We start from the raw sequence: 20,270 nt of genomic DNA, 5'->3' as shown, positions 1-20,270 counted from the left end.
CATGGTCAAAGTGCATAGGCGAGGGCGAACCGTGACTTCTGTTGCACAAAAGTCTGCACTGCTTTCAGCGGTGACGGTCGCCCTTTTGGCGTTCCTGGGGGCGTGGGAGCGCCGCTGGATGAGCGACGACGGCCTGATCGTCCTGCGCACCGTCCGCAACATCCTCGCCGGCAACGGCCCCGTGTTCAACGCCGGTGAACGAGTGGAAGCCAACACTTCCACCCTGTGGCAGTACTTGATTGCCCTGGTGGGATGGGTTTTGCCGGAGGTGCGCCTGGAATCCATTGCGCTGTGGCTCGCTCTGCTGTTTAGCACCGCCGCGCTGGGTGTTGCCACCTGGGCCACCACCGGCCTGTGGCGCCACCGCAAGGGAGTGCTGCTGCTTCCGTTCGGCGGGCTCATCTATATCGCTCTGCCGCCGGCGCGCGACTTTGCCACCTCTGGCCTTGAGTGGGGCCTGTCCTTATTCTGGATCGCGGTGCTCTGGCTCCTTTTGGTCCGCTGGGTGCGGCGCACTGGTGGCGCGCTTCCACTGGCGTTCTGGGCGGGCATGAGCTGGCTGATCCGTCCGGAGTTGGCGCTTTACGGCGGCTTGGTGGGGATTTTGCTGCTGCTTGCAGCCGGCAGTTGGCGCGCCCGCGCCGCAATTTTGGCGGTGGCACTGCCGTTACCCGCCGCATACCAGCTCTTCCGCATGGGCTACTACGGGCTGCTCGTCCCGCACACCGCGGTGGCAAAATCAGCCTCCGGCGCCCAGTGGGGCAGCGGCTGGGAATATCTCTTGGACCTCGCCTCTCCGTACTGGCTGTGGCTGCCCCTGCTCCTGGCTCTGGTTGCGGGGGTGCTCGTGAGCAGAAGCATTGACGACGCCGCCAGCGCCGCCCCCACCGAAGGAGGCCTCGCGGGGCTGCGGCGCCCAGCCGTGGCGGTGCTGCTGGTGGAGCTCGCGGCACTATTGCACCTTCTCTATGTGATCCGCGTGGGTGGAGACTTCATGCACGGCCGCATGCTGCTGTTGCCGCTGTTTACCCTGCTGTTGCCGGTGGCGGTGCTTCCCGTGGCCCTTGTGGACGGTGAGGGGCCGGCGCGGTGGCGTCGGTACGCTCCTGCTTTTGCCTGGTGCGCTGTTGCCGGTTGGGCGGCGCTGGTGACGCTCGGTGTGCATGGCCATAAGTGGGAACCCCCGAGTGACCTCGGTGAGCTGAGCGTTGTGGACGAGCGTGAGTTCTGGACGTGGAACACCGGGCGCGAGTCTGGCGACGCCCCCATGTTCGCACAGGATTTCCTGGCGGTGCCGCTGGTGGCAGACTACCGGGAGCAGATCGCTGTGGGCCTTGAGGAGAACGCGGCGATGCTGCTTTCCGTGCGGGCCGAGCCCACGTTTTCCCCTGTGGAAGGGCAGCGCGCGGACTTGGACGGCGTGCTCTACACCTGGCTGCCTGTGGAGCGCGGGTTCACTGGCCCGGATCTAGCGAACACCCCTCTCACGGTGAGCATGCTGAATCTAGGTGTGACCGGTATGAATGCGCCGTTGGACGTGCGCGTGCTGGACCCGATGGGCTTGGCCAACCCGCTCGCCGCGCGCCAACCTCGCATCGAAGGCGGGCGCATTGGGCATGACAAGCTGTTGCCCACTGAGTGGCAAATTGCGGACTCCGCAATGAACCTCGGCGTGCCGCTTCACTGGATCAACCAGGAGCAAGCGGTGCTGGCCCGCAATGCGCTCTACACCGAGGATGTGGTGGAGATGTTTGAAACCTACCGCGCGCCGCTGGATCCCCAACGAGTGCTCTCCAACATCAAGTTCTCCCTGACCCTCGGCCGCACGCTGGAGTTGGATCCCGACCCCACCACCTATTTTGACGATCCGCACGTGGACCCCGCGGTATATCCCATCGCTTGGCCTATTGACGTTCATCTGGATACACCTCGCTAGACTACGGGGGTGGTGAGAAGCGTTTTCAGAAGATCTACGTGCTGCATTGTGGGGCAACGTTTGATAGGGTTTGTTACCAGTCTGTAACACTTTCGATTCATCACGCGAAAGTCCTATAGGAAACGCTCGCGAAAATAGAGGAGAAAAATGAGTTTCGTAGCAAGCCTCAAGAACCTGGGGAAGAAGGTGACTGCCACCGCTGCAGCAGTGGTGACCGCCGGTGCCCTGGTAGTTGCCGGAACTGGTGAGGCTGCGGCCGCGAATCGTGACTGGCTGCGCCCAGACGCAACCGGTACCTGCGATTGGGATGCCGCTGCATACTGGGTCCAGCGTTGTGACGTGTGGTCCGACGCCATGGGCCGTAACATCCCCGTGCAGATCCAGCCAGCACTCAACGGCGGCAACGCGGGCCTGTACCTCCTCGACGGTGCCCGTGCCACCAACATTGCAAACGCCTGGACCGTGGACGCCCGCGCCCACGAGCTCTACGTGAACAACAACATCACCCTGGTTATGCCAGTGGGCGGCGCTGGCTCCTTCTATGCAAACTGGGCTGAGCCAATCAACGCTCAGGGCGACCTCTACATGTGGGACACCTTCCTCTCCCAGGAGCTGCCCGCATACCTCGAGGGTAACTTTGGCGTTGCACGCAACAACAACTCCGTGATTGGCCTCTCCATGGGCGGCACCGCCGCGATCAACCTCGCTGCCAACCACCCAGGCCAGTTCCGCCAGGCGATGAGCTACTCGGGCTACCTCAACCTCTCCGGCTACGCAATGAACGCAATGCTCGGCTTGGCACTGCTGGATATCGGCGGCCTGTCTATCAACTCTCTCTACGGCACCGCGGTAACTCCTTCGCGTAACCAGATCGACCCAATGTCCAACATCTCCCGCCTGAACCCAGGCCAGGACATCTACGTTTCCGCAGCCTCCGGCCTGTGGGGCCCAGGCGACGCCGGCTACGCCTTCCAGGACGTCATTTCCGGCGCCATCCTGGAGTGGATCTCCAATGCCTCCACCCGCACTTGGGCAAACGCCGCCACCGGCGCTGGCCTCAACGTGACCACCAATTACCCAGGCAGCGGCCTGCATAACTGGGTTCAGTGGAACTACCAGCTTGGCCAGACCCACCAGCGCGTACTCAACGTGATGAACGCTTGGTAATTGACCCACTGCTTCAGCAGGTTTTGTTGGCTTGGCTGATTTGGCTGGTTCAGCTTGAGTTTTGAACCCGGCTTTTACCGCATCCCCTTATACCTAGCGGGGTGCGGTTTTTGCATTTGTGGGGTGGGGTGCGGTCTGAGCAGTGCTGGTGCCGCTGTGTCCGGGCGGTGCTGGCGCACAACTTCAAAGCCCATATTGGGGTGAGCCCTCGCGTTGAACCTTGGACCTTGGGCCTTGGACCTTGGGCCTTGGGGCGCGAATACAGCCGCCACGACGGAGTGTGGGCGCCGAAGCGGTCATTGTTTGGGTGGTGCTGGCGTAGGTCGATAGCTTAAGGTCGATACCATCCAATTTTCCCCGGAATCGCGGCTCCTATCGACCAACGCGGCGGGCTATCGACTTTGGGCTATCGACCTACGCGTGGTTTCGACCAACGCGGCGGAGCTGCTGGCTAGCTTGCCCACCATCCTCTAGGAAATGAATCCCAAAACCGGGCAACGGGTGTGAAAATTGGGGTAATTGAAACCAATGTGACGGGCGTGTCTCTTCCCAAAGTCTAAAGTTCAACTTAAACTTGAGCGCAGTTTGCCCAAGCCCCAAGCAAGCCCCAAGCAACCAGTGCGAAGGAATACCAATCACGATGCGTTTCTCTAGAATCCCCTCCCAAAAGAACCGCGCCCTCAACGCCAACGCGAACGCCACCGCGAACGCCACCGCGAACACTCCCAACCGCTCCAAGAAGTGGATCCTGCCAACCGCAGTGGCGTTGGGTGTGACTTTGGCGGTGCCTGCGATCTCTGATGCGCAGAGCTCTTTCGGAAGTTTTAGTGCGCCGGACACGGGCGTCTCGGACTACTTGGACAACCCGTCCACCCAGCGCTCGCCGGTTCGTACTGAGCGTATGGAGATCCAGGGTTTGCCGGAGGGCGTGAGCATTGATCGCGTGGAGTGGCTGACCAACCGCCGCGTGGCGGTGTTCATCAATTCGGCCGCCATGCCGGATGCGCCGGTGCAGGTGCAGTTGCTGCTGCCTCGTGATTGGTATTCACAGCCAAGCCGCACCTTCCCATCCTTGTGGGCGCTGGATGGTTTGCGTGCGCGTGAGGATGAGAACGGCTGGACTATCAACACCAACATTGAGCAGCAGTTCGCGGATAAGAACGTCTTGGTGGTGCTTCCGGTAGGTGGCGAAAGCTCCTTCTATGCTGACTGGCTGGAGCCGGACAACGGTAAGCACTACAAGTGGGAAACCTTCCTGATGCGTGAGCTCGTCCCGGTTCTGGCAAATGGCTTCCGCGATAATGGTGAGCGCGCGGTGGTGGGCCTCTCCATGGGTGGTACCGCTGCAATGAACTTGGCGGAGCGCAATCCTGCGGAGTTCAACTTTGTGGGCTCCTTCTCTGGCTACCTGGACACTACTTCCGCTGGCATGCCTGCCGCGATTCGCGCAGCCCAGTGGGACGCCGGCAACTACACCACGGAGCGCATGTGGGGTCCGGATGGGTCCCAACAGTGGATCGACAATGACCCGAAGCTCGGTATTGCCGCGCTGAAGGACATGACGGTGTACGTCTCCGCAGGCTCCGGCGCTGATGATTATGGTCAGCCAACGTCTGTTGCTACTGAGCCAGCGAACTACGCCGGAGTGGGTCTGGAGATTATTTCCCGACGCACCTCTGAGACCTTTGTCCAGTACGCCAAGCAGGCCGGGGTGGAGGTGTTCACCCAATTCCGTCCATCCGGTGTGCACAACTGGGCCTACTGGCAGTTCGAGCTGAACAACGCTAGCCCGCTGATCCAGAAGGCGCTGGGCTTGGGTGCGGAAGACTGGGGTGCGTCGTGCGCCGTCGGCACTGCAATCTCCGATGCCGCAGCGGCGGCGAACTTGGGTGCTTGCGTGTCTGATGAATACGACGTTGCAGGTGGCAAGGTTGCAGACTTTGCCAACGGCCGTGCGTACTTCCACCAGGACACCGGCGCGGTGGGCCTGCATGGTCGCATTGGTGCGCTGTACGCGAGCTTCGGCGGCCCCGATTCTTGGCTGGGCTTCCCGCTGCACGGCGAGCGCAGCATCAAGGGCGGCGCCTATGCGCGCTTCCAGCACGGCAACATCTACTGGACCCCAGAGACCGGTGCGGTGGCAGTGCCAACCGCCCTGCTGGATAAGTGGGGCACCCAGCAGTGGGAGAACGGCCCGTTGGGCTACCCACAGGCTGAGGCCGTGGCCATCGGCGAGGGCCTGATCCAGCAGTTCCGCACCGGCTACATCGCGCAAGCCCCGGGTGGTGAAACCTTCATCGTCCACGGTGAGATTGCCAAGAAGTACGGCGAGATGTCCGTTGCCAACTCCAAGCTGGGCTACCCAACCTCCGATGAGATGCCACTGCGCGGCGGCGCGTTCCAACGCTTTGAGCACGGCAACATCTATTGGAGCCCACAAACCGGCGCGCACGTGATCTACTACGGCCCGATCTTTGACAAGTGGGGCGAGTCCGGCTGGGAGAATGGCCCATTCGGCTACCCAACTGAGGACCAGGCGCAGGTGGCCGGCGGTGAAGTGGTGCAGTTCCGCGGCGGTTCCATCTCGCAGATTGGCGGTCAGGTGCGCGAGGTGAGGAACTAATGCAGCGCCGGTGGGGGACCGCGACCGCAGCAGTGTGCGCGGCAGTAATGCTGAGTGCCTGCTCAAGCACAGCGGTTGAGGAAAGCGTGCTGACATCGATCGCCCCGCTCACTCGCGCCGCAGCGCCCTCAAGTGCAGCCTCCGACGCCCCCACCTCCACCCCAACCCAGTCCGCATCACCAACCGCAAGCGGCCGTGCCACGCGCGAACCCCAAACAAGCGCAAGCCCACAAACCCCTGATCGGGCCGTGGATTCCGCTGGCGAGGCGAGCGCCCCTCCCACGCAGAGCGTGCAGCTCAGTTTTGAGGACCAGCGCTACCTCCAAGCCCTCGGCAAGGGTGGTATTGACACCCAGGCGATTGAAACGGAACTCATTGGCGTGGGCAAAGGGCTGTGTGTAGACAGCGAATCCAACTTTGGCCAAGCCGCAATTGAGGCGGTTTCTGGCCAGCTCATTGAACAAAACCGGGCTAGCGGCAGCTTTGAAGAAGTGAGCTCGCTTATTGCGGATGAGGCCCGCAGGACGTATTGCTAGAGGGTATGAAAAAACTCGTGACGGTACTGGCCGCGGTCTTGGTGATCGTGGTCATCCTGGTAGGTGTGGTGCAGTGGACCCAGAACCAAGAAGGCACCCCGCCAGGGGTCCCGGTAGAGGAGCCCACGGAAACGCTCAGCCAACCTGAGCATTGCGCGGACGTGGAGTTCATCTCCGCGCCGGGCACCTGGGAGTCTTCGGCCACGGACGATCCTTTTGCCCCCAGTGCAAACCCAAACTCCTTCATGTTGGCCATCACTGCTCCGCTGCAGGCTGAGGTTGATCCGGCGCGGGTGAAGGTGTGGACGCTGCCTTACACGGCGCAGTTCCGCAACATTAATGCCCAGCAGGAGATGAGCTATGACGACTCCCGCAATGAAGGCACCGCCCGCCTCGAGGAGGAGCTGCGGGCCACGCACGCAGAGTGCCCGCTCACGGACTTCATCTTGGCTGGGTTCAGTCAGGGTGCGGTGATTGTTGGTGACGTCGTTTCTGCAATCGGCAACGGCACCGGCGTGATCCCTGCGGAGCGCGTGCGCGGGGTGACGGTGATTGCCGACGGCCGCAGGCAGCCCGGCGTAGGGCAGGTAGTGGGCAACCCCGTCTCTGGTGTGGGCGCTGAGGTGGCGCTGCAGCCGCTGAACCTGCTGGTGCAGCCGATCGTTCCGGGGGCAACCATGCGCGGTGGGCGCCCTGGCGGGTTTGGGGTGCTCAATGAAAAGGTGAATGACATCTGCGCGGTGTCCGATTCCATTTGTGACGCCCCGGAGGGCGTGGGCAATGCGCTCGCACGGGCGCAGGAGTTGGCGGCGGCCAATGGTGTGCATGCGTTGTATGCCTCGAACCCAAACGTCATTCCTGGGACCACTGCGGATCAGTGGACGCTCCAGTGGGCGCGGGATTTGATCGGTTAGCTGCAACTTTCTGTGCCAGCCTCACCACACCTGTAACAGTTTCGTGCTAAAAAGTAATTTAGTCTTTGAAAGAGCTTCCCCCCTTGAAGCAAATCCCCAAAGGAGAAATATGGATCTGCATACAGCAATGAGCCAGTTCATCAATGAGCGCGGAGAGATTGAACTCAAGCCGGAGCTCACCCTCGCTGGTTTGTGTGAGGTCCTGTATCAGGCCTCCGCGGCCGCTGGTGGTGGAGAAAAGGTGGTGCTGCGCCACTGGGATTACACCCAATCGCGTGAGGGGAAGGAAGTTACTTACACCCACACCCAGGTGAACACCCGCATCAAGGCGGTGGCGGCTCGTTTGCAGCAGGTTGGCCAGATTGGTGACCGCGTTGCCATCCTGGCAAACAACAGCCCTGAGTACCTGTTCAGCTTCTTGGGGTCCATGTACGCCGGAATGATCCCAGTGCCGCTGTATGACCCCACGGAGCCAGGGCACTCCGGGCACCTCGAGGCCGTGTTCAATGACTCCAAGCCGGCGTTCGTGCTCACCAATGGGAACTCAGCGGCGCAGGTACGCGCGTTCTTTGCACAGGTCCCTGGTGCGCAGCGCCCTCGTGTGATCGCCGTGGACTCCCTGCCGGATTCCACCGCGCAGGCATTCGTAAACCCGCTCGCTACAGAGGCTGGGCAGGCGCTGATGGCGCAGGCACAGAAGGCGGCGGTGGATCTGGTGGCGTTCCTGCAGTACACCTCCGGTTCCACCCGCACCCCAGCGGGCGTGGTGCTGACTCACCGCTCCATCCTCACCAACATTCTGCAGATCTTTATCTCCGCGGAGCTGAAGACCCCGCTGCGCATTGTGAGCTGGCTGCCAATGCACCATGACATGGGCATCATCTTGGCTGCGTTTGTGCTGGTCATTGGTCAGGAAATTGACATCATGAGTCCGCGTGACTTCATCCAACGCCCAAGCCGCTGGTTGGAGCAGCTGTCCGCCCGCGAAAGTGACCAGAACGTGTACGCAGTGGTGCCCAACTTCGCATTTGAGCTCGCTGCCCGCTATGGCCAGCCGGAGGAGGGCAAGACCTATGACTTCTCAAAGGTCCAAGGTGTTGTGTCTGGTTCCGAGCCGGTGACCGAGAAGGCGGTGCAGGCCTTTATTGATGCGTTTGAGCAGTACAACCTCAACGTTGGTGAAATCCGTCCGTCCTACGGTCTGGCTGAGGCCTCCTTGCTGGTGACCACCCCACAGCGTGCCCAGCGCCTTACCTTCAAGTACCTTGACCGTGATGAGTTGGCCAATAACAAGGCTGTTGAGGTGGAAAAGGGCGCCCTCAACGCCGTGTCCGTGACCTCTGTGGGAGCTGTGGTGAAGTCTCAGCAACTGGTGATCGTGGACCCAGAGACCAAGGCCGAGCTCCCCGACGGCAGTGTGGGCGAAATTTGGTGCCACGGTGCAAACATGGCCGTGGGTTACCTGGATCGTGACGAAGAAACGGCTGCCACCTTCCGCAACCGGCTTGGGCAGAGGCTCAGCCCATCCCGTGCAGAGGGGGCGCCTGACGACGACTACTGGTTGGCTACCGGCGATCTTGGTGTGATCTTGGACGATGAGGTGTATATCACCGGCCGTCTCAAGGACCTGGTGATTATCGCTGGCCGCAACCACTACCCGCAGGACATTGAGTACACCGTGGACCATGCGTCTGACCACGTGCGCCCAGCCGCGGTGGCTGCATTCGCTGTGGAGGGTGATGACGTGGAGCAGCTCATCATTTTTGCTGAGCGTGACCTCGATGCTGATCCTTCCGGTGACGCCGCCGCTATTGAGGCAATCCGCTCCGCGGTGTCTGAGGCTCATGGCGTGGTGCCTGCAGACATTCGCATTGTTGCACCGGATCAGATTGCCCGATCCTCCGCAGGCAAGATTGCCCGCCGCGTGAACAAGGCGAACTACCTGGCGGAGCAGGGCTAAAAACCTGATTCTTGCTCTGAGTTTGAGGAAAAATCCCCACGGCTGTTGTGTGCAGCCGTGGGGATACTTTTGTGATTGCTGTGAAAATTGTGGTGTGTTGGGGGTGCGCTCAAGCACGGCGGTATCTAAAGTAAACTTGAATTCATTTCTCTCTTGGAGTCTTCTCGCTCAGAAATACCTGAAAGGTTTATTCAAAAGTGCGTACCCTACGTTCAATCCTGAGCGCGGCAGCAGCCGCAACCATGCTCAGTGCGGTGCTTGTGCAGCCGGCACACGCGCAGTCAAATCCAACTCCAGCGCCAGCACTACCGGCCGCCGCGCAGTGTGCGCAGTGCCAGGTGGAGTTTATTGGCCAGACCCGTTGGGATCAGGGTGACGGAGATATTAGCCAGCGGGATAAGTACTGGAATGGCCAGCTTGATACCGCTACCGGTGGCATGTTTGGTGAAGTGAACTCTGATGGCTGGGGCGTTGGCGCCGATGGCTGGACTGAGGGTGAGGTTGCAACAATGCGCCACTACATCGCCACCCGCGAGGCCTTGGAGAACGTGACCTACACGATCGAAGCAGTGCAGGGTGCGACCTTCCAGAGCATTGATGATGATACTAAATGGAGCAACCCAGCAGCCGGTCAGCTTCAAGGCAATGGTTACACCAATGCTGTAGAAGGCGTATCTTCCGTTCTCAGCCCGGATGGCAAGACCATTACGGTGACCATCGCGTACATGCCCGCGATGTCCTCTTTCTCTCTCAATGCGCGTACCGAAAAAGACCAGACACTGGACAGTATCTATGTGAACCACCACGCGTTGGGAACACAAATTGACTGTGTGCAGTACGGCAAGACTGCTGAGGTGATTCCTGCGGATACTTCGGAACAACCTCACTCAGGGCCTGCGAAGGACGGCGACACCGTGCGATACACCGTCACGCTCACCAACCCGCACAGCCGCCCAGCAGAAGCGGACTTTGTGGATAAGCTGGCTGACGTGCTTGACGATGCGCCACAGCACGTTCGCGGTGACAGCATTGTGTCCAATGGCTTTGAGGGCACCCCGGTGGTTCAGGCCCGTGGTGAGCAAATGAACATCACCGGCGTTATTCCAGCCAATGGGACCGCAACCGTAACCTACGATGTTGTGGTGCGTGAAGGTGGCAACGGAAAGTTGGTGAACTCCCTGCACCCTGTGTACGGAATGCAGCTTGAGGGTTGCAATCCTGCTGTTTCTGTGACCACGGAGGTGGAGGACCCTCGTATTCCGATCATTCCAATCCCAGTGCCGGTCCCAGCGCAAGAGGAAACTGCGCAGCCAACCACCACTTCCGCTGTGCCGACCAAGGGTGTGCAGCGCGGCATGCTGGCAAACACTGGCGTTTCTAGCATGGCTGCAGTCGCAGCTCTGGCAACACTGCTGGTGGCCGCCGGTGCTGGTGTGGTAATCCTGCGCCGTCGTTCTCTGTAATTCGTTCCTCCGGGGACTTCGGGTAAAGCCCCTTGCCGTTGCTTACGGTTAGGGGCTTTTCCAATTGCTGCGTTTGTGAACAAAGTGGCCACAGTGCCTTAATGGGGCAAAAGAAATATTTGTGAAAGTTGTGACAACTGTGGCGTGTTGAAACTCATGTTGCTCTAGGTGTGGGTAGGTTGTTCGATGGCAACAATGCTGCTTCCCCCTTTGTTGAAAGCGAGTCCCCGAATGCGAAAATTGAACCGTTCCATGGCGGCCATTGCGGCCGCCGCGGCCCTCAGTGTCTCCTTGGCTGGCCCGGCATGGGCAACCAACACTGGCACCACTGACGGTAACGAAACCCAAATGGTTGGAGAGTGCGTGGTTGGTGGCGTGAGCTGGAAGAGCTCCGCCATCCTGACTGAAGACATCAATAAGATTCCAGAGAACCTTCGCACTGACCTTGCGGGAAACCCCGCCCACTTCAGCAATGCTGGTTACATCACTGAGGTTACCCACGCGCTGAACGGTTCCCCAGGAATCTTTGAGCTCAACCACTTCTTTAATGGTCAAAGGAACCGAGATCCTCGCACGTGGCAGCAGGTCTGGCGCATCCCAACCGCAACTCAGCACACCATTGAAAATGCGGTTGTGACCGTGACGCTCCCGGATAACCTGCCAGAGGGTGCAGCGGTGGTGTTTGATGGTGTGTCTACCACCGACCGGATGCCTGCCTGGGGTGGCGCCTATGCTGAGTACACCTGGGCGGAAACCCCTGCAGATGCCGCTGTGGACAATGGTGACGGCACCTGGACCGTCAACCTGGGCACCATTCCAGCTGGTGAGGCTCGCGTGTATCAGTTCACCATTGACATGTCCGGTGCTGCGGATGGTTGGACCTCCGAGGTCTACACCGCCTCTGCATCCCTGACCGGCACCTACGCTGAGGATGAAATTGCTCAGTGTGAGGATCCTCGCGTGCCAATCATTCCGGTGCCAATCCCAGTGGGCGTGCCCAGCAGCAGCGCACCTGCACCTCGTGGTGTTGAGGCAGAGACCGGTGTGGCTGACAACTCTATTGCACCTGTCCTCGCTTCCATCGCGGTGATGACTACCGTCGCTGGTGCGGGTGCAGTCGCACTGCGTCGCCGCGCCTAAGTAAGGCACTGCGCCGCCGCGCGTAGGCAAGAAACTGCCCTGCTGCGCGGAGGCACCGTGATTGCCTGGCGCCTTGGCGACGTCGTTTAGGCTCTGCCAGGGACCCTGCTTTCGAGCAGGGTTTTTGGCTTTTTGCTGCTGCTGCACCTTTGCGGCATGCGGCACGTTGTAACAAAATCGTGACCTTTGGGGATTAAGATAGGAGCATTGCTCCCAATCGCCTGGGGGTATGAATAAATCTCTAGCAAGGTGTGTGTTTATGGATTCAGGCCAGCAGAAAGCCCAGAAAGCCGTTGCAATGACTACGGAGCAGCTTCAAGAATGGCTGCGGAACTGGGTGATTGCGGCTACCGGGCTGCCGGCGGAGGAGATCACTGATGATCAACCGATGCAGGCGTTTGGGCTGTCTTCACGCGATGTGGTGTTGCTCTCCGGTGAGTTGGAAAACCTACTGGATACGCAGCTTGACGCCACCATTGCTTACGAGTATCCCACCATCGCGGCGCTCGCGAAGCGCCTGGTAGAGGGCGAGCCTGCGCCGCGCCTGGCTGCGGGGAGTGCCCCGGCGCTGCGGTCGGTTTCTACGACCCCTGGCACGCACGACGTTGCCATTGTGGGCATCGCCGCTAAGTATCCAGGCGCGGAGAATGTGGAGCAGATGTGGAATCTGCTGGTTGAGGGGCGCGACGCCATCACGGAGCCGCCGCTGGGGCGTTGGTCGGAATACGCGGCCGACGAGGTGATGTCCAAGCGCATGGCTGAGCAGCAGCTTCTGGGTGGCTACCTGGAGGATCTGGCCAGCTTTGACGCCGAGTTCTTTGGGCTCTCCCCATTGGAGGCCGTGAACATTGACCCACAGCAGCGCCTGATGCTTGAACTTTCCTGGGAGGCGCTGGAGAACGCTGGCATTCCGGCAAATACGCTGCGCGGGAAGTCCGTGGGCGTGTTCGTGGGTTCCACCAACAATGACTATGGAATGCTCATCTTCTCCGACCCCTCCGAGGCGCACCCCTATGCCCTGACCGGTAACTCTAGCGCTGTGGTGGCCAACCGAGTGAGCTACGCCTTTGACTTCCGTGGCCCCAGCATCCAGGTGGATACGGCTTGCTCATCGTCTCTGGTTTCTGTGCACCAGGCGGTGCGCGCCCTGCGCGACGGCGAGGCCGATGTTGCCCTAGCCGGCGGCGTGAACGTGATGGCCACCCCGGCAGTGACCACCTCCTTTGGGGAGCTCGGCGTGCTCAGCCCCACCGGCAAGATCCATGCATTCTCCGATGACGCAGACGGCTTTGTGCGTTCCGACGGCGCCGGCATGCTGGTACTCAAGCGTGTAGATGATGCGATTGCGGCGGGGGACAACATCCTTGCAGTGATCAAGGGCTCCGCCGTGAACTCCGACGGCCACTCCAACGGCATCACCGCACCCAACCCAGACGCACAGGTAGATGTGCTGCAGCGCGCCTACGCGGACGCCAACGTGGACCCCACCACCGTGGACTACGTTGAAGCGCACGGCACCGGCACCATTTTGGGTGACCCAATTGAGGCTTCCGCCATCGGTGCGGTGCTCGGCCGCGGCCGCGAGATCACCCGCCCAACGCTTCTGGGTAGTGCCAAGACAAACTTTGGCCACACGGAATCCGCAGCCGGCGCAGCGGGCCTCATCAAGGTGGTGCTGTCCATGCAGAACCGCACCCTGCCGCCATCGCTGAACTACGTTGGGCCAAACCGCTACGTGGACTTTGACGCCGAGCGCCTAGAGGTTGTGGAAGACCCACGCGAGTGGCCGCAGTACTCCGGGCGCATGGTGGCTGGCGTTTCCGGCTTCGGCTTTGGCGGCACCAACGCCCACGTGGTGCTCAGCGAGTTCGTTGCCGCAGATTACCCAACCTCTTCAACCTCTCCAGCCAACCCAGCCAACGGCACCGACGGTCAAGAGCGGACCGCTGCCCTGGAATCCGCACCCGCATTGCTGCCCATCTCCGGGCTGCTGCCTTCGCGGCGTCGGGAAGCAGCCGCCAGCATCTTGGCATACCTCAGCGCACACGAAGACACGGACGTCCACGCGCTGGCCCGTACTCTCGGTGGGCGCAACCACGGTCGCTCCCGTGCAGCGATCGTGGCGCGTACCCATGAGGAGGCTGCGAAGGGGCTGGGGCTGGTCGCGGAAGGCAAGACCGGCGTGGGTATTGCCGTGGCGGATTCCCCGGCGGCCCAAGGCCCGGTGTTCGTGTACTCCGGCTTTGGTTCACAGCACCGTTTGATGGTGAAGCAACTCGTGGCGAGCTCGCCGCAGTTCCGTGCGCGGCTGGAAGAGCTGGATCAGATCGTCCAATTTGAATCCGGCTGGTCCATCCTGGACTTGGTTGCAGACGACGAACAGACCTACAACACCGAAACCGCACAGGTAGCCATCACCGCGATCCAAATTGCACTCACGGATCTGCTCGCAGCCCTGGGTGTGAAGCCAGCGGCAGTTGCCGGCATGTCCATGGGTGAAATCGCCGCAGCCTATGCCAGCGGTGGCTTGAGCGCAGAAGACGCCATGAAGATCGCCGCTCACCGCTCCCGCCTGATGGGTGAAGGAGAGCAATCACTGCCAGAAGACCAGCTCGGTGCGATGGCCGTGGTGGAGTTCTCCGTGGAAGCCCTGGACACCTTCATCCAGGAGCACCCAGACTTCGCCGGCATTGAACCCGCGGTGTACGCGGGCCCAGGCATGACCACCGTGGGTGGTCCGCGCGAGGCCGTGATCAAGCTCGTGGAAACGCTGGAAGCGGAAGAGAAGTTCGCCCGCCTGCTCAACGTGAAGGGCGCAGGCCACACCAGTGCGGTGGAGCCGCTGCTCGGGGAACTGGCCTTTGAAATCGCAGACATCACCCCGCGCCCGCTCACGATCCCACTGTTCTCCTCCGTGGATCGCGGCATCACCTATACCCCAGGCCAGCAGGTACACACCCCGGAGTACTTCCTGCGCTGCACCCGCCAGCCAGTGTGGTTCCAAGATGCCATCGAGGCAGGCTTCGCCGCAGGCCACAACACCTTTGTGGAAGTTTCTCCCAACCCGGTGGCCCTCATGGGCATGATGAACACCGCGTTCTCCGTGGGCAAGCCAGACGCCCAACTGCTGTTTACCCTCAAGCGCAAAGAGGACGAGCCAGGTGCGCTGGTGGACCTCCTAGCCAAGCTCTACGCAAACGGTGCACCCGTGGACTTCGCCGCACTCAACGGACCAGGCGACAAGCTCCCCGTGCCAGGCATGCCTTGGAAGAAGCAACGGTACTGGACTGCCGCGCGTCCGTCGTCAGGTGCACGCGGCGGCTTGCCGGGCACCAAGATTGTGTTGCCAGACGGCGCCATTGCCTTTGGCACCGTAGCTGACCAAGTACCTTCTGCCGTGGCTCTGCTGGAGGCCGCGGTCCACGAGGTGCAACCGGAAGCGCAGCTCATCGCCGTGGAAGACAAAGGCACACTGCCCCCATCTGGAGAGCTCACCACCGTGGCGCGCCGGGTTGCCGGTGGTGTTGCGGTGCAGGTGTTCGCGGTGCTCGGTGAGGTAACAACACAGGTAGCTGAGGGTTTTGCCAGTGTTGCAGCGGCCCCCGCCGCCGTGGTTGCCACAAATGCAGAACAACACGCCGATCCCGTGGATGTGGTGGGTGAGTCCATGAAATGGGACCCGGCCAGTGGTGAGTCTGTGGAGCAGCGTATGCGTAGCATCGTCTCCGAGGCCATGGGCTACGACGTTGAGGATCTCCCACGCGAGCTTCCACTCATCGACCTCGGCCTGGATTCCCTCATGGGTATGCGCATCAAAAACCGCATTGAGCACGACTTCCAAATCCCACCCCTACAGGTGCAAGCACTGCGCGACGCCTCCGTTGCAGACGTAGTCAAGCTCGTCGAGGACCTTGTTGTGGGGAGGGCACCTACCGACGCCCCCAAGGCTGAAACCCAGCAGGATGCAGGGGGAGCTGCTGTTGGCGGTGGCGCTGGCGCTGACGCTCCGGCTCCGGCTCCGACACCGGCTCCGACATCGAGTGTGGGTGTGGGAGTGGCGCCCCGGGATGCGTCGGAACGCCTTGTCTTTGCTACCTGGGCTGGGATCACCGGTGCCGCGGCGGCGGGTGTGACGAGTGAACTTCCCGCGATTTCCGAGCAGCAGGCGCTGGAGATTGCGCAGCGGCTCACCGAGCGAGCGGGTATTGAAGTGAGCCAGCAGCAGGTGCTTGAGGCGCAAACCCTAGAGCCGCTGGCTAACTTGGTGCGCGAGGGCCTGGAGACGGACGTTGAAGGCAACATTCGTGTGCTGCGCGCCCGCAAGGAAGGCTCCACGGCTCCGGCGGTGTTCATGTTCCACCCAGCCGGTGGATCCTCGGTGGTGTACCAGCCGCTGATGCGCCGCCTGCCGGAAGAAGTACCGGTGTATGGCGTGGAGCGCCTGGAGGGCTCGCTTGAGGATCGTGCCACGCAGTACCTGGATGAGATTAAGCAGTACTCTGACGGGCTGCCAATTGTGTTGGGCGGCTGGAGCTTTGGCGGCGCCCTGGCGTACGAGGTTGCCTACCAGTTGCGCGATTCCGACGTTGAGGTGGCAACCATTGCCCTGTTGGACACTGTGCAGCCCGCGCACCCAGCACCGGACACCATGGAGGAAACCAAGGCGCGCTGGGGCCGCTACCAGGCATTTGCCAAGAAGACCTACGGCTTGGACTTCCCAGTGCCTTACGAGCTTCTGGAGACAGCCGGAGAGGACGCCCTGCTGGCCATGATGGGCGAGTTCCTGGCCAACACCGACGCCTCTGAGCACGGCCTTTCCGCCGGTGTGCTGGAGCACCAGCGTGCCAGCTTTGTGGACAACCGAATCCTGGACCGCCTTAACCTGCACCGATGGGACCAGGTGGATGTGCCGGTGATCCTTTTCCGCGCGGAACGTATGCACGACGGTGCCGTGGAGCTAGAGCCCGCCTACGCGGAGATTGCAGAAGACGGCGGCTGGTCCGCTATTGTGGATGATTTGGAAATTGTTCACCTCAAGGGTGACCACTTGGCGGTTGTTGATGAGCCAGAGATCGCTAAGGTAGGCAGTGCACTTACGCGCAGGATTGAACAGCTCAGGAGTTAATGCTCGTGTCTATGGATACCACCGCAGGAAAGCTCGCTGACCTTCGGGCCCGCCTGGAAAAGGCGCAGGACCCTGGCAGTGAGCGTGCCCGCGCTAAGCGCGATGAGGCTGGCAGGACTACTCCTCGCCAGCGTATTCAGCGCCTCCTGGACCCCGGTTCTTTTGTGGAAATCGGTGCCCTGGGCCGCACGCCCGACGAACCCGACGCACCATACTCCGACGGTGTGGTTACCGGCTACGGGCGTATCGACGGCCGCCCGGTGGCCGTGTACGCGCACGACAAGACGGTTTACGGCGGTTCCGTGGGCGTGACTTTTGGCCGCAAAGTCTGTGAGGTCATGGACATGGCCATCAAGATTGGCTGCCCAGTGATTGGTATCCAAGATTCCGGTGGCGCCCGTATCCAGGACGCCGTGACCTCCCTGGCGATGTACTCGGAGATCGCCCGCCGCCAGCTCCCGCTTTCCGGACGTAGCCCGCAGATCTCCATCATGATGGGCAAGAGCGCCGGCGGCGCCGTGTACGCGCCCGTGACCACGGACTTTGTGGTGGCTGTGGATGGCGAGGCCGAAATGTACGTGACCGGCCCAGCCGTAATCAAGGAGGTCACCGGCGAGGAAATCACCTCCGCGGAGCTCGGCGGCGCGCGCCAGCAGGAGCTCAACGGCAACGTCTCCTACGTGGCCGTTGACGAGGAAGACGCCTTCAATTACGTCCACGACCTGCTTCAGCACCTGCCCCTGACCTGCAAAGACGAGCCGCCAGTGTTCTGGGCGCCTTCCGACGAAGCCGTGCTCGCCGACGAGGCAGCGGCCGAGGCCCTGGACCGCTTCATGCCCGACGACACCAACGCGGGCTACGACATGCATGACTTGCTAGGGCAGCTCTTTGATTCCGAGGACGTCCTGGAAATTCAACCTGGGTTTGCCCCTAACCTCATTACTGCATTCGCCCGCGTGGACGGGCGCAGTGTGGGTGTGGTGGCAAACCAGCCGCTGGAGTTTGCTGGCTGCATTGACGCCGACGCCGCGGACAAAGGCGCCCGCTTTATCCGCATTTGCGACGCCTACAACATCCCCGTGGTGTTCGTGGTAGACACCCCCGGCTACCTGCCCGGGGTGGACCAAGAGCGCGCCGGCCTTATTCACCGCGGCGCCAAGCTGGCATTTGCTCTGGTTGAGGCTACCGTGCCAAAGATCTCCCTGATTGTGCGCAAGGCCTACGGTGGGGCATACGCCGTGATGGGCTCAAAGAACCTCACCGGTGACATCAACCTGGCATGGCCCACCGCCCAGATCGCAGTGATGGGCGCCGCAGCCGCCTCTGTGATGATCCAAGGCAAACAGCTTGCCGCCATTGAGGACGAAACGCAGCGGGAGTACATGAAGAAGGTCTTCATGGACTTCTACGACGAAAACATGACCAGCCCATACGTGGCCGCCGAACGCGGCTACATCGACGCCATGATCCAACCAAGCGAATCCCGCTTGGCGCTGCGCATGGCGCTGCGGCAATTGGCAACCAAGGAAGAACACGACCTAGAAAAGAAGCACACCATCGCGCCGATGTAGGGGTTTTCTGCGGTGGTTGTAGTGCTACGGGGGCTTGGGTGGCTTCCTCGTCTGAGGAGGGGCCAACATCTCTGCACACCTCGATGATGTTGCCGCCTGGGCTCATCCCCGCAGGTGCGGGGACAACCGCAGTTTCGAAAAAGGCCAATTCCACCCTTACCGGCTCATCCCCGCAGGTGCGGGGACAACGGTTCCTCACCGTTGAGGCGGCGGCCCTTGCGCTGGCTCATCCCCGCAGGTGCGGGGACAACAATTTAATTTCATCGTTGGTAGGAAAGCCAGACGGCTCATCCCCGCAGGTGCGGGGACAACCGCTCCCACGTCTCCTGAACACTCACAGTGCCAGGCTCATCCCCGCAGGTGCGGGGACAACTCTCCTCCCATAGCAGCAATGGCCGATTTCTCAGGCTCATCCCCGCAGGTGCGGGGACAACGCTGCGCTGAATGATCTGGATTACCAGGAGTTGGGCTCATCCCCGCAGGTGCGGGGACAACAGCGCGTCCTCGTCCAGGAGTTCCTGCGGCGGGGGCTCATCCCCGCAGGTGCGGGGACAACGCACCATTAGGGAAAACAATCCCCTCCTTGCCGGGCTCATCCCCGCAGGTGCGGGGACAACGGTGTCTGGCAGTATTCCGGCTTGGGTTGACCCGGCTCATCCCCGCAGGTGCGGGGACAACTCACTTTCTGCACTCATGTGCACGCCCTCGTGGGGCTCATCCCCGCAGGTGCGGGGACAACTTGCGGCTCGTTCGTATTGTTGCCTCGCTTATGGGCTCATCCCCGCAGGTGCGGGGACAACAACTGCGCACCCGGCGCGGCCCCAGCGCCCCAAGGCTCATCCCCGCAGGTGCGGGGACAACCTCGTGGAAATGGGTGGCCGTGACTTCGGCTTCGGCTCATCCCCGCAGGTGCGGGGACAACAACTGGCGCGCTGGGCTAACCCTGTCACCGCGGGGCTCATCCCCGCAGGTGCGGGGACAACTATGCAACAGTGGCTACGGGGATCAGGTAGAGCGGCTCATCCCCGCAGGTGCGGGGACAACTGGACGCGTTGGGTGAGCCTGATCCCACGGTGGCTCATCCCCGCAGGTGCGGGGACAACAGCTTTGCGGGCGGCGAGGATCATCTCGCTGTAGGCTCATCCCCGCAGGTGCGGGGACAACGTTTAGCGGGGTCCAGGCCTAGCGGGCCGGCGAGGCTCATCCCCGCAGGTGCGGGGACAACGTTCGAGGGCGCGGTGTGGGAGTCCACTATCAGGGCTCATCCCCGCAGGTGCGGGGACAACGAGCGTGAAAGCGTTGCCGAAGCGCTCGGCTCAGGCTCATCCCCGCAGGTGCGGGGACAACACCCCTTATTGAGGGAGGAAAACATATGACTGAGGCTCATCCCCGCAGGTGCGGGGACAACGCCAACACGGTGGTGAAGCGCACCACGCAGGGGGGCTCATCCCCGCAGGTGCGGGGACAACAGACCACCGCCCCACGGGCTACCCGGTTGGTGGGGCTCATCCCCGCAGGTGCGGGGACAACTGGCTGGGGTGTCTGTGGACACAAGCGGGCTAGGGCTCATCCCCGCAGGTGCGGGGACAACAACAACAAGTCAACCGACATGCCGCGCCCCGTCGGCTCATCCCCGCAGGTGCGGGGACAACACCTGCGTGGTGCCGACCGTGTAGATGTGGTTGGGCTCATCCCCGCAGGTGCGGGGACAACGCAGGGTCACCAGCTTGGAAAACACGCCCGGCGGGCTCATCCCCGCAGGTGCGGGGACAACGGTGGGCACCAACAAAACACATGCCCACCATGCGGCTCATCCCCGCAGGTGCGGGGACAAC

10 protein-coding genes and 1 CRISPR repeat array are annotated in these 20,270 nt (G+C 61.7%); all 10 genes read left to right on the top strand.

The window, feature by feature from the left end; translation table 11 throughout:
- Position 1: 1 nt before the first annotated feature.
- The 10 genes from NQ018_RS04295 to NQ018_RS04250 all read left to right on the top strand — a co-directional run bounded on the left by NQ018_RS04295 (position 2) and on the right by NQ018_RS04250 (position 18,435).
- The gene (locus NQ018_RS04295; protein ID WP_444861398.1) at positions 2 to 1,936 is read left to right on the top strand and encodes an arabinofuranosyltransferase AftB family protein; all 1,935 of its coding nucleotides are present in this window, start codon (positions 2 to 4) and stop codon (positions 1,934 to 1,936) included.
- 147 nt (positions 1,937 to 2,083) lie between these two features.
- Entirely contained in the window at positions 2,084 to 3,103 is a 1,020-nt protein-coding gene (locus NQ018_RS04290; RefSeq protein ID WP_257058792.1) for an alpha/beta hydrolase, read from the top strand.
- Positions 3,104 to 3,743: 640 nt separating this feature from the next.
- The gene (locus NQ018_RS04285; protein WP_257058791.1) at positions 3,744 to 5,726 is read left to right on the top strand and encodes an alpha/beta hydrolase-fold protein; all 1,983 of its coding nucleotides are present in this window, start codon (positions 3,744 to 3,746) and stop codon (positions 5,724 to 5,726) included.
- Positions 5,726 to 6,262 (top strand): DUF732 domain-containing protein, encoded by a 537-nt coding sequence (locus NQ018_RS04280; protein ID WP_257058789.1) that lies wholly within the window; start codon positions 5,726 to 5,728, stop codon positions 6,260 to 6,262. The genes NQ018_RS04285 and NQ018_RS04280 overlap by 1 nt, the downstream gene beginning before the upstream one ends.
- Positions 6,263 to 6,267: 5 nt before the next feature.
- Positions 6,268 to 7,176 carry a cutinase family protein gene (locus NQ018_RS04275; protein WP_257058787.1) on the top strand — a complete coding sequence of 303 codons (909 nt, stop codon included), beginning with the start codon at positions 6,268 to 6,270 and terminating at the stop codon, positions 7,174 to 7,176.
- Between the two features lie 109 nt (positions 7,177 to 7,285).
- On the top strand, positions 7,286 to 9,136 hold the full coding sequence (locus NQ018_RS04270; RefSeq protein ID WP_257058785.1) for a FadD32-like long-chain-fatty-acid--AMP ligase: 1,851 nt from the start codon (positions 7,286 to 7,288) through the stop codon (positions 9,134 to 9,136).
- A 197-nt stretch (positions 9,137 to 9,333) separates the two neighbouring features.
- Complete coding sequence (locus NQ018_RS04265) at positions 9,334 to 10,599, top strand: DUF7927 domain-containing protein (protein ID WP_257058782.1); 1,266 nt, start codon at positions 9,334 to 9,336, stop codon at positions 10,597 to 10,599.
- Positions 10,600 to 10,830: 231 nt separating this feature from the next.
- Positions 10,831 to 11,739: a hypothetical protein gene (locus tag NQ018_RS04260; protein WP_257058780.1), complete on the top strand. Its 909-nt coding sequence runs from the start codon at positions 10,831 to 10,833 to the stop codon at positions 11,737 to 11,739.
- A 259-nt stretch (positions 11,740 to 11,998) separates the two neighbouring features.
- Positions 11,999 to 16,864, top strand: coding sequence for a polyketide synthase Pks13 (gene pks13 / locus NQ018_RS04255; RefSeq protein ID WP_257058778.1), 4,866 nt, complete (start codon positions 11,999 to 12,001; stop codon positions 16,862 to 16,864).
- A gap of 11 nt (positions 16,865 to 16,875) precedes the next feature.
- Positions 16,876 to 18,435 carry an acyl-CoA carboxylase subunit beta gene (locus NQ018_RS04250; RefSeq protein WP_257038459.1) on the top strand — a complete coding sequence of 520 codons (1,560 nt, stop codon included), beginning with the start codon at positions 16,876 to 16,878 and terminating at the stop codon, positions 18,433 to 18,435.
- Positions 18,436 to 18,534: 99 nt separating this feature from the next.
- Positions 18,535 to 20,270: a CRISPR direct-repeat array (repeat unit 28 nt; unit sequence GGCTCATCCCCGCAGGTGCGGGGACAAC).

The sequence above is a fragment of the Corynebacterium kozikiae genome (assembly GCF_024580965.1).
GTDB lineage: Bacteria > Actinomycetota > Actinomycetes > Mycobacteriales > Mycobacteriaceae > Corynebacterium > Corynebacterium kozikiae.
Note: the sequence above shows the minus strand (reverse complement) of the source record. Positions and strands in the feature narration are given on the sequence as shown.